We start from the raw sequence: 16,560 nt of genomic DNA on the forward strand, positions 1-16,560 counted from the left end.
AGTTCGTTGCCTGTGTGTACGTAGGCTTCGTTGCCGGCGCTGATTTTGCTGGCGACCAGGGTCAGGTCGGTGCCGGCGATGGCGATGAGGTCGCCGCCGGCTTTGAGTTCGGCGCTTTGTTGGGTGACGGTGTCGAGTTGGGTGGTGGTTTTGGTGCCGCCTTTTTTTCCTTTGGAGTAGTCGTGTTGTTCGTTGGCGGCGGCGGCCAGGGTCAGGTTTTCGCCGGCTTTGACGCTGAGGTCTTTGGCGGCACTGACGGTGCTGGCGACCACGGCGATGTCGCGGCGGGCGTCGATGGCGAGGTTGCCGCCCACGTCCACGTTCGAGCCGTATTGCAGGGTGGTTTGCTCGGTGCCTTTGACGCGGCGGCGTTGGTAGGCGTAGTCGTCCTGTTCGGTCTGGCTGGCGATCACCACGTCGCGCCCGGCGGTCACGCTGGCGTTGCCACCGGCCTTGAGGTCGCTGCCGACGTTGAGCACATCGCGCCCAGCGTTGAGCTTGAGGGTGTCGGTGGCTTCGAAGCGCGAGGCGTCGCTGGCCACGTCGTTGCGCAGTTGGTAGCCGTCGCCTTCTTGCTTGAAGGCGGTGACGGTGCGCTCGTTGAGGATGTCGCCGGTCACGGCGGTGGCGCTGATGTCGCGGGCGTTGATGATGCCGCCACGGGTGTTGCGGATCGAGTCGGTGGCGAGCATTTCCAGGCGGTTGCCGGCTTGCATCAGGCCGCTGTTGTCGATGTTGCCGGCGACCATGCTGAGGTTGTTGGTGGCGCGCAGGGTGCCGCTGTTGTGCAGGTCGCCGCCGGTGATCAGGCTTACGTCCTGGCCCTGGATCAGTGCGCCGTTGGGCGCCAGGCGGTTGTTGGCCTGGGCCAGGTAGAGCACTGGGGTCAGGACTTTCTGGCCGTTGACCTCGGCTTCTTCCATCCACACGATGTCGTGGGTCAGCGCCGCGACTTGCTCGGCGGTCAGCGACACGCCGAGTTGCAGCTTGAGCGAGTCCTTGTAGCTGATGGCGTTGTCCATCAGGTAACGGAACAGCGCGTCGTCACTGGCGATGCCATCGATGTAGCGCTGGCCGGTGCGGGCCACCACGGCTTCGCGGATCAGGCGTTGCTCATAGAGACCATCGCCCAGGCGTTTCCAGGCGGTATCAGGGTTGTAGCCCAGTTTGCCCAGCAGGTAATCGGAGCTCATGAACTGCTTGAGGTCGGTGAGCGCCGGGTTGGTTTCGATCAGGTATTTGTGGCTGTTGTCGACCGCGGCGATTTGCGGCAGCCCTTGCACGCGGGTTACCGACGGCGCGCGGCTGTCCAGGTTCAGCGTGCCTTGGCCAGTGACCGCGCCGCTGAGTGGCTGGCCATCGACGCTGAAACCACGCTCTTGCACGGCGCTGTAGTCCAGCGGTTTTTCGCGGTCTTTGTCGGCAATCTGGCGGCCGCCGACGCTGAAGTCGCCAGTGCCCGTGGAGGCGCTGGCGGCGCTGTCCGCCTTGGCCTGTTGGCCGCTCAAACGGAACAGGCCGTTCTGGCCGGTGGGCAGGCTGAAGCCAGGCAAGGTGGCCGGGTTGACCTGGCGCTGAGCCAGGTCTGGCGGCAGTTGCGCGGTAATCGCCGGTTTCACCGTGGAGGCGAATACGTCGGAGTTGGTGTCGTGGTTTTGCGCCGGGGCCTTGATGTCGGTGGCGTTGGGGCGAATCACGCTGTTGTCGATTTTTTGCGTGGCGTTGACCGTCACCGAGCCGGCCGCCTGGATCACCGCCTGGGCAATAACGCTGCCGGCAGTCGGCACCACGTAGGTGCTGGTTTCGTAAAAGTTACCAATGCCGGCCATGATCTTGGCCAGGGTCATCTCACCTGGGCGGTAGTCGCCGGAGTTGGGGTTGTTATAGACGTTGAACTGGTTCTGGCGCTCCATGAAGGTGTTGTAGAAGCTGCGGTCACGGGTATAAAAGCCCGAATTCAGGTGCACTTCTTCACCGCCGGCGGCGCCACGGTTGGTCAGCACGTCGGTGTTGATCAGGATGTTTTTGGCGGCAGACACCGAGCTGTAGAGGTTATCGAAGGTCTGGCTGCCGACGGTCAGGTCGCCACCGGCGTTGATGAACGCCGAGGCCGAGCTGCCGACCAGCACGTCTTCGTATTTCTCTACGGAGGTGAAGTACAGCTCGCAGCCTTTGCCTTTGCAGAAGTCGTTGGAATAGATATTGAGGTTGCCCGAGACCAGTTTCTTTTCCGTGCTGAACTGGTCGCGGCGGTTGCTCAAAGTGTCGGCCAGCAGGCGCATGTTGCCGGCGCTTTCCAGGCTGCCGGAGACGTTTTCGATCAGGCTGCTGCGCGCGCCCGCATCGTCGCGGGCAATGTCCAGGCCGCCGAGGCTGTAGACGTCGCCGTAGTGGTTGCGCACATCGTTGGCGCGCAAGGTCATGTCGTTGCCGCTGAACAGCAGGCCCCTGTCGTTGAGCAGGTGGGTGGCGTTGAGGCGGACTTTTTCCGCGCCGCCCAAAGTGCCGTAGTTGTTCAGGGTGGTGGCGTTTACCGTGAGGTCACCGAGGGCGGTCAGGCGCCCGTGGTTGGTCAGGGTGCTGCTGTTGACCTGGGTGACCGCGCCGCCGGCAATGCGGGCGTTTTCGCCCAAGTCCATGCTGGCGCTCGTGAGGGTCATGGCGCCGAGGCTGCTGACCCGGCCGTTGCCGCTGTAGCCGCCGGTAAGCGTGAGGTTGAGGCTGCCGTCACTGGCCAGCAGGCCGTCGTTGGTCCAGGTGTCGCCGGTGCCGGTCAGGCTTTGTGCGCCCAACAATTGGCCGCTGGCGGTCTGGGTGAATTGGCCGATGTCGAGGTTCAAGCGCCCGGCCTGGATCACGCTGCTGTTGGTCCAGCTCGCTGCCTTGATGTCCAACTGGCCGTTAGTGACAAAGCTGCCGCCGGCACGGGTGACTTGATCAGACGTCAGGTCGAATTTGCCGCTGCCGGTGTGCACGATGCGGCCACCGTTGTTGTCGAGGTTGCCGGCTTGCAGGTTGAGATTTTCGTTGGCACTTTCCAGCGCGCCGGAGCGGTTATCGAACAGGCCCGACACGTTGATATCGGTGTTGCCCGCGCGGCCCATGGCGCGCAGGTTGCCAGCGGCGTTGTTGAGGGTTTGCGCGGCAAGGCGCAGGGTGTCGTCGCTTTCGATCAGGCCGAAGCGGTTGCTTAAGGTGCCGGTGAGGCCGAAGTCGATGTTGCGGGCGCCGACTTTGCCGCCGTTGTTAGCCGCCGTGCCCTGGTTATCGAAGTCTGCGGCCGTGACCTTGAGCAAGGTGTTGGCATACACGCCGCCGCCCTGGTTATTCAGGCTGCTGGTGACAATGCGGTTTTCACCGCCCAGCGCCGACAGGTGCCCCAGTTGGTTGAGCACGCCGCCCTTGGCGTCGATATCCAGCGATTGCGCCTGGGTGATGCCGCCGCCGTTGTCGAACAGGCCACTGACCAGTTTGATCCAGCCTTTGCCGCTGTTGAGGATGCCGCCGCGGGTGTTGGCCACATTGGCCGCGTTCAGGTCCAGGTTGCCGCTGAGGCTGTCGACCCGGCCGCCCTGGTTGTTGAGGGCGCCGCTCAGACGCAGCAGGTTGTCGGTCTGGCTTTGTAAGGTGCCCTGCTGGTTGTCGAGGGTGCGTGCGGCAAGCTCAAGCTTGCCCTTCTGGCTGTAGATCAGGCCGTCTTGCTGGTTGTTGACGTCACCGGCCAGCAGTTTGATCAGCAGGTCCTGCTGGCTGGCGAGGGTGCCTTTGCCGCTGTTGTTCAAATCGCCGTTGGCGAGGGTCAGGTCGAGCCGGTTTTGGCTGACCAGTTGGCCGCCACGGTTGTCGAGGCTGGCGGCGTTGAGCAGCAACGCGCCGCCACTGGCCAGGCGCGCATTGTTGGCGTTGATCAGTGCACCGCTGAGGGTGCCTTGCAGGCTGCCCTGGCTGATCAGTTGGCCGCCGCTGTTGTCCAGGCTCTGGCCGGTCAGGTTGATGTTGGCCGCGCTGATCTGGCCGCCACGGTTGAGGATCTGGCTTTGGGCGTGGTTCAAACCCAGCGATTGGCTGGAGGAAATCAAGCCGTTGTTGCTGTTATCCAGGCGCCCGGCAATGCTGAGGCCCACATCGCCCTGACTGGAGATGATGCCTTGGGCGTTGTTGAGGCTCGCCGCGCTGAGGGTTTGCAGGCCCTGGCTCACCAGGGCGCCGGCCGCGTGGTTATCGAGGGCGCCGCTGAGGTTGGCGTGCAGGCTGCCGTTTTTGCTCGACAGCGTGCCTTCGGCGCTGTTGTCGAGGCTGCCGCCGGCCACGGTCAAACCGTTCCAGCCGGAGATCAGGCCTTTGTTGGCGTTGATCAGGGTGTTCGCCTCAACGCGCAGTTGATCGGTGCTGAGGATGACCCCGCGATCACTGTTGTCGATACGCTGGGCCGCCACGCTGAATCCGATATTGCTGGAGATTTCGCCTTGTTCGCGGTTGGTGAGGTTGGCCAGGCGCGCAAAGCTCAGCGGCCCTTTGGCGCTGATCAGGCCGGCACTGTTGTCGAGGTCGCCGCCTTGCAGGTCGAGCGCCACAGCGCGTTCGCCGATCAGGCGGCCCTGGCGCTGGATCAGCTGTTGCACCACCAGTTGCAGGTTGCCCTTGGCCGAGATTTCACCGCCGAGGCTTGAGTCCACACGCTGCCCCGCCAGGCTGAGGTCGCCCTGGCTGTTGATCAGGCCCGCCGTGTTGTCGAGGTTGGCGACGCTCAGGCTCAAGGCCTGCTGGCTGCCGATCACGCCGTTGCGGTTGCTGACATCGGCCGCCGTCAGCGTAAGGTTGCCATCGCTGACCAGTTGCCCACCCTGGCTGTTATCCAGCGCCCCGGTGCTGAGGGTTTGGCGAGTGCCGGCCGAGAGCCGGCCTTTGTCGCTGTTGTTCAATGCGCCCGCCGTTGCATCCAGCGTGGTCGCCGCGCTGATCAGGCCCTGATTACGGTTGTCCAAAGCGCCAGCGACCTTGAGGTCCACAGCGCCACGGCTGGCAATCGCACCACCGGCCTGGTTGTCAAGGCTGCCCGCCGTCACCTGCAAGAGGTTCTTGGCCGACACCACGCCTTCGACGCTGTTATCCATCGCCTGGGCGATGCGCACCTGCAAGCTGTCGCCACTGATGACTTTGCCGCCACGGTTGTTCAGCGTGTCGGCCACCACCGCAAAGGATTGCGTGCTGGAAAGCTCGCCGCCCTGGCTGTTGTCGACGCTGCCGAGGTTGCGCAGCAGTAATTGGCCGGGCGTGGCAATCAGGCCGTGGTCACGGTTGATCAGTTGCCCGTGGTTCAGGTCCAGGTCGATGGCGGTATTGCTGACCAGTTCGCCGTGGTCATGCTGGTCCAGCCCGGCGAGGTTTGCCTGCAGCGCGGACTTGGCGAAGATCGAGCCTTGCTGGCTGTTGTCCAGTTGCCCGGTTTTAAGCAGGATCCCGGCGTCACTGCTGATACTGCCGCGCTGGCTGTTGTTAAGGCCTGCACTGCGCAGGTCAAGCTGTTGTTTGGCGCTGATCACACCGGCCTGGCTGTTGTTCAGCGTGCCGGCATTGAGGGTTAACGCGCCGTCACTGAGTAACACGCCCTGCCCTTGGTTAAGCAGATCGCCGCTCAGGTTGATGTTCACGCCCGTTTGGCTGATAACGCGGCCGCCCTGGCTGTTGTCCAGTTGCCCGCCGTTCAATTCCAGGCCTTGGCGCGCCGCCAACAGGCCTTTGTTCTGGTTGAGCAGGCGTTGCACGGTGAGCACCAGGCCGCCGTCACCAATGACCTTGCCACCACTGTTGGTGAGTTGATCGGCACCCAGCCGCACGCGGGCCTGGCTGGAGATTTCACCTTGCTGGTTGAGAATGCTCGGGCTGTACAGGTCGACGCCACGGGTGGCAGCGATGAGGCCACCGTTGCGGTTATCCAGGGCTGTGCCGGTAAAACTCAGCACGCCTTCGCTGACCAATTCGCCGGCTTGTTGGTTGAGCACGCCGACGGTTGCCAGCAGGTCGCCCTTGGCACTGATCCGGCCGGCACCGTTTTCGATTTGACTGGCGCTGAGGATCAGGCCGCCGTCGCTGCTCAGTCGGCCGCCAGTGCTGTTGTTGAGGCTGGCGAGTTCGACGCGGGTATTGGCCTTGCTGCTGATCACGCCTTGCTGGCTGTTGTCGACGCTGCCGCCTGTGAGGGTCATTGCCCCGTCGGCAATCACCAGGCCGCCCTGGTTGGCGAGCGTATCGCCGTGCAGTACCAGGGTGTTTTTACTCGATACCAGCCCGGCCTGGGCGTTGTTGAGTTGGCCGACACTGACCTGTTGGGCGCCCTGGCTGACCAGGTTGCCTTGATTGTGGTTATCGAACAGCCCGCCGATGTTCGCGGTCAGGTTGCCCTGGCTCGCGACGGTGCCTTGGCCGCTGTTGTCCAGTCTGGCGGCCTGCAGGGTCAGCAGGCTGGTGGCCGAGAAGATCCCCAGGCGGTTGTCGATCGCGCCGCTGGCGAGCACATTGAGGTGGGCGCCCAGCAGTTTGCCGGCACGGTTATCCAGGGTCGTGGCGGTAACGCTGGTTTGGTTGGCGGAGATTTCGCCTGCGCGGTTGCTCAGCGTGCCGGCGGTAACACGGGCCTGTTCCTGGCCGGCGACCAAACCGTTGTCATTGCCCAGCTGGCTTGCGTTAAGCGTCAAGTCCTTGAAGCCAAGCACGCGACCGCCTTGGTTATCGACCTGGCCGGCATTAACCACCGCGCTCGCGCCGCTGAACGTGGCGTTTTGGTTATCCAGTTTTTGTGCCGCAGTTACCGTCAGGGTGCGGCTGGCAACCACGCTTTGGGTATTTTTAAGGCTGCCCGCAGACAGGCTGACATCGCCGTTGGCATTGCGCGTTTCATCGGCGTTGACGCCGGCCTCGATAATCCCGTTGTTGGTGACCTGGCCATTGCTGGCCAGGGTGATGCTGTCGCGGGCGGCGAGGCTCTTCTGGTTGACCAGTGCCTGGGCGCTGGTGACCTGCACATTGTTACCAGCGTAGACCTTGTCGGTCAGGTTGACGCTCTGCGCGGTGACGTTGATGTTGCCGGTGGCCGCTGTCTGCGCCAGGCTCAAATGGCCGTTGGCATCCAGCTGAATATCGCCACCACTGGCTGCCAGTGTGCCGTCTAGCTTCACGCCCACACCAGCCTCAGTGCCCACCAGCTTGATCGCACCGGCGTACATGCCGCCCAATGCCGACGAGTCGATCGCCAATTCAGGCTTGGCGCTGCCGTCATCGGCACGTGCCGTCGCATTCAAGGTCTGGGCGTTAACGTCGTTACGCCCGGCAATCACGGTCAAGTTGCGCGCATTGATCTGCGCATTAATCTTGGCCGAGCGGGTAATGATTTCGAAGCGGTCGACGTTGCTGGCGTTCAAGCCCTGGCCGTCGATGGTCACGGCGCCGCCATCGACCTGGTAACGGTCCAGGCGGCCGTTGTCGAGCACCGGTTTGCCGGTGGTCAGGGTCACATTCGGCGTATTGATGAAACCGCAGCCGCTGCACGTGATGCCGTAAGGATTGGCCACGATGACCTTGGCCGACTGCCCCGCCACTTCGGTGTAGCCCCGCAACTGGCTGGGGCTGGCGCCGTTGACTTCGTTGAGGATGATATTGGCCGCGCGGCCCTGCAGGTTGGGGTTGCCGAGGATGATCCCGCCCAACTGGGTTGACTGCGTGGTGGAGGTCGCGTTGTTGAGGATCAGCCCGTTGGCGCCGACGTTGTAGTCCTTGAACTGGTTGTGGGACAAACCACTGCCGTTGGGCGCGGCGATGTTCACCACCGGCACGCCATTACCGGCCTGGCCGACGCTGGTGCCGGGGGCGCTGACCACAATGCCTTCGGCCTGGGCCAGCAATGGCTGCCAGAACAGCGCATTGGCCAAAATCAGGGCCAGGCCACGTTTGGGCAGGCCCAGGAACGCGTCACGGCTTTTCAGGGCAGCCGAAGGCTGGCGAACAAGGAAGGCAAACTGGCGAACATCCATTTCAAATTCTCGATGCAACGGGGCGTTGAATTAGAGGAAAAAATCCATGCGGAAGTAGATCGGCGCTTCGCGCTCAAGCAGCGTGGCCGGTCGTTCCAGCGAGTGGGCAAAGGTCACGCTGGTGCTCACGTATTGGCCTCGGGCAAACAACTCCAGCGAGTTGCTCGAGACCCGGCCGTGTACCTCGCCGTTGTAGCGCGCATTGCGAATCACGCCCTGGTCATAGCCGACACTGGCGCCGTATTCACCGAACACCGGGCGCAGCCAACCCAGCGTCACCGGGCGACTCCAGCGCAGGTCGTTGCGCCAGTAACCTCCGCTGTCGCCATTGAGTTGCTGGTCCTTGTAACCGCGTACCGACGAGGAACCGCCGAGGCTCATGCGCTGCGGGCTGAACAGCACGTCTTCACTGCGTTGGCCGGTGGCCAGGCTGGTGAAACTGAACGACTCGCCCCACAGCCTGAACGGTTGCAGGTAGCTGACGGTGGCGGTGTATTTGCGGTAGCGCGCATCCGGCACGCCCGGGCCGGGGTTGTGATTGCCCTGGGCGTCGAACGCGCCGGTGCCGTTCTGCATGCCGACGTCGAGGTTGACGAAGGCGCTGCCAATACGGCGCCCGTGGTTGATGCCCAGCTGCAACTCACTGAGGCGGTTGCTGCTCTCTTTGAGGTGGCTGTCGTTGATGTAGTTGTTGGTGCGCAAATGGGCCAGGCCCACGTTCACCGAGGTTTTGCTCAGGGCGTCGCGGTGGATCACCCGCTCGGCGCGCAGCTGGTGGTTTTGGCTGTCGCCGGTTTGCTTGAAATCAAAGCCGTCGCCCTGGGCCACCGAGCGGTAATCGCTCTGGTTGTAGCTGTAGCTGAAGTTCCACCAACCCCACGGCACGTTGTAGTAGAGCATGGCGTTTTTAGAGGTTTTTTGATGGTCGCTGATCGCGTCATGGCCGCCGCGCAGCACCAGTTGATCGGCCAGGCCGAGCGGGCTGTCCCACTCAAAGCCGGTGCCCCACTGCTGCTCGCCAGTGCTGCGCTGCCCATCGTTATTGCGCGACAGGCTGGCACGCCAGGGTTTCTGCGGGTTGTTCTTGACCAACACGGTGCTGCCGCCCACTTCGCTGCCAGGGGCCAGTTCCATTTGCGCCTGGTTGGACGGCAACCGATTAAGCTGATCGATGGCCTGCTCGACTTCTCGCAGATTGAGCAAGTCGCCGCTATGGCCGGGAAAGGCCATGGCCAGTTCGCGCTCGGACAGTTTGCTGTTGTCGGCGCCTTTAACCCCCTCCAGCTTGCCTTCCACCACCAATACTTGCAGACGACCGCTGGACAGGTCTTGTTGCGGCAAGTAGGCACGGCTGGTGACCAGGCCTTTGTTGATGTAATAGTCGGTCACGCGCTTGAGCAATTCATTCAGCTGGGAAACCCCCAGGCACTGATTCACATAAGGCTTGACCAGGCGCTCGCGCTCATCGGCAGACAAGGTGTCGGCGCCCTTGAGTTCAATGTGCTGGATGGGGAAGCAAAGGCTATCAACCGGGGTGGCGGGAGCCACCGGTTTTACCTGTTTGCCGGGCAGTTCCTTGAGTTCTTCAAGGCGTCGCTGCTGCTCTTCCAGCAGGCGGTTTTGCCGGTCGCGAATCAGGTCCTGGTCACCCGGATTAGTCGCAGCGAACGCGCTGTTGTGGGCGCTGAGGTACAACGCTGTCAGGCACAGTAATGGCCGAATTCATGGCGTGGGCAATTGCATATTCGATCCGTCGATAATTGAAGGCGGGAAGCTATCATCGAACTTTGAATATGCCAACATTACCTTTAAGCGCCGCTTCTAGTGCTCCAACGCATACCGCCGACAATGGTTGAGATACCCCTGCTCATGGCTGCCCACCAACTGCACCACACTGGTCCATAACCACGACGGTGCATCTAGTTGTTTAGAGCGGTTTTCCTGCAACACCGCCATCCAATCCTTGCGCGTATCGCGGTCCATCTGCCGGGCATGGGCGATACCGACCACGCGGGCCAGGTAACCGGCGGCGTGCATGGCGTCGATCTCGCTCAATTCGTCCAGTTCCAGTTTCATGTCCTGGGGCAGCAGTTCCCGGATGAAGAAACCGTGATCGAGAAAGCGCGTGGCCAGCATGCGCTCGCCCAGGCCCGGTGACAGCTGACGGGCGCCTTCCACTACGCGCCGGCCATTGTCGCGTGGCATCTTCGCGCGTGCCGCCCGGGGCGCGGCGGCGCCGACGGCTTCCTTGATGTCGATCAGGCAATATTCCTGGTCGTCCTTGTCGCCCACACCCAGCAAGGCTGCATAACGCAGCAAGCCGAGTGAGCTGCAGCCTTTGACCCAATAGGCCGAGTCGAGCAATTGAACCTTGGCGTCTTTGGGGCGGCCCTTGAGCGAAGTCACCAGCTGGTGGATTTCATCCGAGGCACAGACGCTCTCCAGCGCGCTCTTTTCCGCCCGTGACAATGACCAGAAATGCTTGCCCAGCGCAATGGTTGGCCGCGCACTCTCAATGCGTTCACGCGCCAGGTTTTTCCAGGTGCGCTCTACCGCGCTGCGCATGCCAGCCTTGACCTGGGACGGGCGCGGTGGCGCTTCATCGGGCTTGTCTTTGAAGGCTTGCTCGTAGCCCACCATCATTTCTTCCAGCATGCGCGCAGTGGTCACGCCCGGCAGGTCCGAGCCGCGTGCGGCGGTGGCCAACGACAACGCCAGGCGCACCAGGTCATGGGCCGGGTTGCCGATCACGGTCTGGTCGAGGTCGCGGATATGCATGTCGATACGGCCTTTGGTATCACCCGTGGGGCCGAGGTTGCCCGCGTGGCAATCGCCGCAGATCCAGATCGCCGGGCCATGGGGCAAGCGGCGACCGGGCTGGCTGTGCAACCACTCGTAAAACTGCACCGTGCTGCCGCGCACATAAGCATGGGCCGAGCGCGCCATCTTCAGGTTGCGCAGTTGGATAAGGTGGGGCATGCGGGCAGAGGGGCGCGGAATTTTCATGGAAGCACTCGGTACGGGGTACGGTAGAGGCTGGCCCGTCACAAATGTTTCATTTTGTTTCAAGAATAAAAACTTCAAGCCTGGGCGGTGTGCGCTTTCAACCAGCCTTTGAACGCGGCCATGGCCGAGGTTTCTGGCCGCGATTGCAAGCGCGTCAGCCAATAACTGCCGGTGCTGATGCCCACGGAGAACGGCTGGCGAATCACATCGCTCTCCAATTGCCGCGAGAACATCATCGCCGGTGCCAATGCCACGCCGATGCCTTGCTGCGCGGCCTCCATCATCGCCAGGGACGAGTCGAACACAATGCTGCGCGGCACCGGCGTGTCGGCCGGCAGCCCGGCCGCCTGGAACCACAGGTTCCATTCATCGGCTCGGTAAGAGCGCAACAACGTGTGCTTGAGCACGTCGTCCGGCGTGTGCAATTGCTCGGCAACCTGCGGCACACACAGCACGGTCAACGGCGCTTCGAGCAGCTGGCAAGCCTCGGTACCATGCCAGGCACCGGCGCCGAAGCGGATCGCATAGTCGAGGCCTTCGGCGGCGACGTCGACGCGGTTGTTGTGGGTCGACAGGCGCAGGTCGATAAACGGGTAGCGACTTTGAAAATCCGGCAAGCGCGGCAGCAACCAGCCGACGGCGAAAGTGCCCACCGCCCCGACGGTGAGCACTTCACGGTAATGGCCACCTTCGAACTGGCCTAAGGTAAGGGCAATACGATCGAAAGACTCGCGCACCACCGGCAGCAGGGTTTCGCCTTCGCGGGTCAGCATCAGGCCGCGTGGCAGGCGCTTGAACAAGGTGACATTCAGTTGCGCCTCCAGGCTTTTGACCTGGTGACTGACCGCTGCCTGGGTCACGCACAACTCGATGGCGGCGCGGGTGAAGCTCAAATGCCGGGCGGAAGCCTCGAACGCCCGCAACGCGTTGAGCGGTAAGTGGGAGCGCAGCATGCTTGACCCTAAATAATCTAATGGCTGATGCGAGATATCATCGTTTGCTCAGCGAACAAAATCCACCTAGATTTGCCCCGCCTGCGCAGGCTCTGATCGTCACTGCACCCTTTACATGGAAGCGAAACACCATGAATAAAATCTTACAAAAATCACTGCTACCGGCCTTACTAATTGTATCTGGAAGTTGCATGGCAGCCGCCGATTTGCGCACGGTGGTCGACACCAGCGTTGCGCCACTGATGCAGCAACAAGGCATCCCCGGCCTGTCGGTTGCGGTGGTGAACAAAGGCAAGGTGCAATACTTTAACTACGGTGTCGCGTCCAGGGATACCCAGCAGCCCGTCAACGAAGACACCTTGTTTGAGGTGGGCTCGGTGAGTAAAACGTTTACCGCCACCCTCGGTGGCTATGCCCAGGCCATCGGCAAGATCAAGCTCTCCGACAAAGCCAGCCAACACCAGCCCGCCCTGGCCGGCACGGTGTTTGATCGCATCAGCCTGTTGCAGCTGGCGACCTACACCCCCGGCGGCCTGCCGCTGCAGTTTCCAAACGCGGCCGACAATGCGGGCGCCATGCTCGCCTATTACCAACACTGGAAGCCGACTTACGCGCCAGGTGAACAACGCCTGTATTCCAACCCCAGCATCGGCCTGTTCGGCTACCTCGCCGCGCAAAGCCTGGGCCAACCGTTCAACGTGGCCATGGAGAACACCCTGCTGCCCAAGCTTGGGTTAAGCAATACCCACATTAACGTGCCTGCGGGCAAAGCCGGTCGATATGCGCAAGGTTATGACAAAAATCAGAAGCCTGTTCGCGTCAGCGCCGGTGCGCTGGACAGCGAAGCCTACGGCATCAAGACCAGCAGCCAGGACCTGGCCCGCTATGTGATCGCGAACATGCATCCCGACACGCTGGAAAAGCCGCTGCAACAGGCCATCGCTGCCACGCACGCCGGTTACTACACGGTCAATGGCATGACCCAGGGCCTGGGCTGGGAGCGCTACCCCTACCCGATCACGCTGCAGGCGTTGCTTGATGGCAACTCGACCGAGATGGCGATGCAGCCGCACAAGGTTAATTGGCTGACTCCGGCGCAGCCGCAACCGGCCAACGTGCTGTACAACAAAACCGGCTCAACCGGCGGTTTTGGTGCGTATGTGGTTTATGTACCGAGCAAGGACATGGGGGTGGTTATTTTGGCTAACCGCAATTACCCGAATGCCGAACGGGTGAAGTTGGCTTATGGGATCTTGAGCGCGATGGATAACTAAAACCTGACAAAAACCAAATGTGGGAGCTGGCTTGCCTGCGATGGCGGTATATCAGTCACCGAATTGGCTGACTGAACAACCGCTACCGCAGGCAAGCCAGCTCCCACATTTTCAGACCGCCTTACATGCCAAGCCAGTGCGGCAGCGCCAGCGAGATAAACGGCAAGTACGTGACCATGATCAAGAACACCAACAGGATCATCAGCCACGGCAACGCCGCGCGAATCGTCTGCCCCAGCGTCAAGCCGGTCACCGCCGAAGTCACAAACAGGTTCAGCCCGACCGGCGGATGCACCAGGCCGATTTCCATGTTCACCACCATCACAATCCCCAGGTGAATCGGGTCAATGCCCAGCTTCATGGCAATCGGGAAGAAGATCGGCGCCAGGATCAGCACAATCGCGGACGGCTCCATAAAGCTGCCGGCCACCAGCAACACCACGTTGACCATGATCAAAAAGCCGATCGGCGTGAGGCCTTCGGAGATTACCCAGGCGGTGATTTCCTGCGGGATTTGCTCGGTGGTCAGCACATGGGCAAAGAGCATGGCGTTGGCGATGATAAACATCAGCATGATCGCCAGGCGCCCGGATTCCAGCAGTACCTTGGAGCAGTCGCGCAGTGTCATGTCCTTGTACACAAACAACGCGACAAACGCCGAATACACCGCCGCCACGGCCGCCGCTTCGGTTGGCGTGAACATGCCGCTGTAGATGCCGCCCAGGATGATCACCAGCAACAGCAAGCCCCAGAACGCCCGGCGTGCGCAGGTCAGCCACTCACGGAAGGTCGCACGTGGCTGCGCCGGCAGCTTCTTGATGCGCGCGACGATGTAGATCGCGACCATCAGCATAAGCCCCAGCAGCAGCCCTGGAATCACACCGGCCATGAACAGCTTGCCCACCGAGGTTTCGGTAGCGGCCGAATACACCACCATCACAATCGACGGCGGGATCAGGATGCCCAAGGTACCGGCGTTGCAGATGATCCCCGCACCGAACTCCTTCGGGTAACCCGAGCGCACCATGCCCGCCACGGCAATCGAGCCGACTGCCGCCACCGTCGCCGGTGATGAACCGGACAGCGCCGCAAACAGCATGCACGCCAGCACCGCCGCAATCGCCAGGCCGCCACGAATGTGGCCGACACAGGCGTTGGCAAAGTCGATCAGCCGCTGCGCCACGCCGCCGGTGGTCATGAACGCACCGGACAGCAGGAAGAATGGAATCGCCAGGAAGGTGTAGGCGTCGGAGGTTTCGAACAGCTTGATGGCCAGCGAACTCACCGAGTCCTGGCTGAACATCAGGATCGACACCGCGCCGGACAGCCCCAGGGAAATCGCGATGGGCACGCCGAGGAACATGAACACGAACAACAGCAAAAACAGACAGAGCACGGCCATCAGTGACGCTCCTCATGGCTGCCGGCCAACTTGCTGGCCTCTGCGGCCTCATCGGCCAGCCCCAACCCGACCTGACGGTGGGTAAAGATGCGGTAGAAAATTTCCAGGTAGCGGATAAACACCAAGGCAAAACCGATGGGCACGATGATCACGATATCGCCCACGTCCACGCCGTATTGGTCGAGGTCTTCGGCGCCGATATGCGCGCTCATCACGGCACTCACCCACTTGTAGCTGGCAACCATGAACAGCCCGGCGTAGGCCAGACAGCACAGGCACGCGAGCATGCCGAGCAGGCGCTGCACCGGGCGCTTGGTCAGCTTGACCAGCGCGTCTACGCCGAGGTGGCCGGCAGTGCGCACGCCGTAAGAGATGCCGAAAAAAATCAGCCAGCCGAACATGGCCTTGGTCAACGCCACGCTCCAGGTCATGTCCTGGGCCCAGGTCATGGTGTGGTCGCCCAGGGCGCCGAAAAAGCTGCTGCTCCATGCCCACTTGTCAGACAGGGCAAAAAACAGCGTGTAGATGTTGTTGAGCATGACGTAGACGAATGTCACCAGGGTCATGGCGGCCAGCAGGAAGGCGATAAACCCTTCCTCCAGGTGCTCCCAGACGCGCCTTAGCGTTTGCATGGCAAAACCTCGCGAAGCAGAGATAGGTAGGTGCAAGGCTCAGGGTCGAAACCGGGTCAAAATGTGGGAGCGGGCTTGCTCGCGAAGACGGTGTGTCAGTTACCGAATGCATCAACTGAAAGACTGCATTCGCGAGCAAGCCCGCTCCCACATTGGATCTCGGTACAACCCGCAATTACTGGTTGGAGGCGTCCGCCGCCTTGATCAGGTCGGCGCCAATCTCACCCTCGAACTTCTGCCACACCGGGCGCATGGCTTCGCGCCACAGCTGGCGTTGCGCCGGGGTCAGTTCGATGACTTCGCTGGTCTTGGCGTCGATGATCTTCTGCCTGGCCGACTGGTTCAACGCTTCGGCCTGTTTGTTCACCTCGACGGTGACTTCAACCATGATCTGCTCCAGAGAGGTGCGCACATCCGGCGGCAGGCCGTTCCAGAACTTGGCGTTGGTGATCACCATGTAGTCGATCAGGCCATGGTTGGACTCTGTGAAGTACTTCTGCACCTCGTTGACCTTCTGGCTTTCATAGTTGGACCAGGTGTTCTCGGTGCCATTTACGGTACCGGTCTGCAGGCCTTGATACACCTCGGCAAAGCTCATCTTGCGCGGGTTGGCGCGGATCGCCTTGAACTGCTCTTCGAGTACGCTGGAGGCCTGCACACGGAACTTCAGGCCACGGGCGTCCTTGGGTTCATGCAGGGCTTTGTTGGCGGAAAGTTGCTTGAGGCCATTGTGCCAATAGGCCAGGCCGAGGATGTTCTTGTCCTGCATCGAGGTCAGCAATGCCTTGCCCTGGGCGGCCTGGAAACGGTCGACGGCGGCCAGGTCATTGAACAGGAACGGCAGGTCGTAGATCTGCACTTGCTTGGTGTATTGCTCGAATTTGGCCAGGGACGGTGCCAGCATCTGCACGTCGCCCAACAACAGCGCTTCCATCTCTTTACCATCGCCGAACAGCGAGGAGTTGGGGTACACCTCGACCTTGACCCGGCCCGGCAAGCGCTCTTCAGCAAGCTTTTTGAACAACAACGCGCCCTGGCCCTTGGGGGTGTTTTCAGCGACCACGTGGGCGAACTTGATCACAATCGGGTCGGCCGCCTGGGCCAGGCCCGCGGCAAATAAAGTGGCGGCGCACAGCAGCGCCCGAGAAAGCTTGAGCATGGGGAATCACCTTCTTATTGTTGTGTTTCAGGGCAAGGTGCCTGATGTGACGCGTGTAGTGAATTTCGAATTGTAGATACCTGCGTTCGGCCAGGCCGAACGCCAGT

Annotated in this window: 8 protein-coding genes; 1 reads left to right on the forward strand and 7 read right to left on the reverse strand. The window is 61.8% G+C overall.

Annotated features, from left to right (window positions below; genetic code table 11):
• From BLV67_RS27925 to BLV67_RS27940, 4 genes are all read right to left on the reverse strand, one after another.
• Window positions 1-8,027 (reverse strand): two-partner secretion domain-containing protein (locus BLV67_RS27925; protein WP_074854561.1); only part of this gene is annotated, 8,027 nt, incomplete at its 3' end.
• 30 nt (window positions 8,028-8,057) lie between these two features.
• A complete protein-coding gene (locus tag BLV67_RS27930; protein ID WP_244160793.1) occupies window positions 8,058-9,731 on the reverse strand; it encodes a ShlB/FhaC/HecB family hemolysin secretion/activation protein in 1,674 nt (557 codons plus the stop codon).
• Between the two features lie 117 nt (window positions 9,732-9,848).
• On the reverse strand, window positions 9,849-11,033 hold the full coding sequence (locus tag BLV67_RS27935; protein WP_069786372.1) for a DUF2252 family protein: 1,185 nt from the start codon (window positions 11,031-11,033) through the stop codon (window positions 9,849-9,851).
• A gap of 74 nt (window positions 11,034-11,107) precedes the next feature.
• The gene (locus tag BLV67_RS27940; RefSeq protein ID WP_065931337.1) at window positions 11,108-11,986 is read right to left on the reverse strand and encodes a LysR family transcriptional regulator; all 879 of its coding nucleotides are present in this window, start codon (window positions 11,984-11,986) and stop codon (window positions 11,108-11,110) included.
• Between the two features lie 131 nt (window positions 11,987-12,117).
• Between BLV67_RS27940 and ampC the strand changes: the two genes are divergently transcribed.
• On the forward strand, window positions 12,118-13,260 hold the full coding sequence (gene ampC / locus BLV67_RS27945; RefSeq protein ID WP_069786371.1) for a class C beta-lactamase: 1,143 nt from the start codon (window positions 12,118-12,120) through the stop codon (window positions 13,258-13,260).
• 121 nt (window positions 13,261-13,381) lie between these two features.
• Here ampC and dctM read toward each other — a convergent pair whose 3' ends face one another.
• The 3 genes from dctM to BLV67_RS27960 all read right to left on the reverse strand — a co-directional run bounded on the left by dctM (window position 13,382) and on the right by BLV67_RS27960 (window position 16,453).
• Window positions 13,382-14,662 carry a C4-dicarboxylate TRAP transporter large permease protein DctM gene (dctM, locus tag BLV67_RS27950; RefSeq protein WP_065931335.1) on the reverse strand — a complete coding sequence of 427 codons (1,281 nt, stop codon included), beginning with the start codon at window positions 14,660-14,662 and terminating at the stop codon, window positions 13,382-13,384.
• Window positions 14,662-15,294, reverse strand: a complete 633-nt coding sequence (locus BLV67_RS27955; RefSeq protein ID WP_065931334.1) for a TRAP transporter small permease — start codon at window positions 15,292-15,294, stop codon at window positions 14,662-14,664. The genes dctM and BLV67_RS27955 overlap by 1 nt, the downstream gene beginning before the upstream one ends.
• Before the next feature lie 175 nt (window positions 15,295-15,469).
• A complete protein-coding gene (locus BLV67_RS27960) occupies window positions 15,470-16,453 on the reverse strand; it encodes a TRAP transporter substrate-binding protein (protein ID WP_065931333.1) in 984 nt (327 codons plus the stop codon).
• Between the last annotated feature and the right edge of the window lie 107 nt (window positions 16,454-16,560).

The organism is Pseudomonas salomonii (genome assembly GCF_900107155.1).
GTDB lineage: Bacteria > Pseudomonadota > Gammaproteobacteria > Pseudomonadales > Pseudomonadaceae > Aquipseudomonas > Aquipseudomonas salomonii.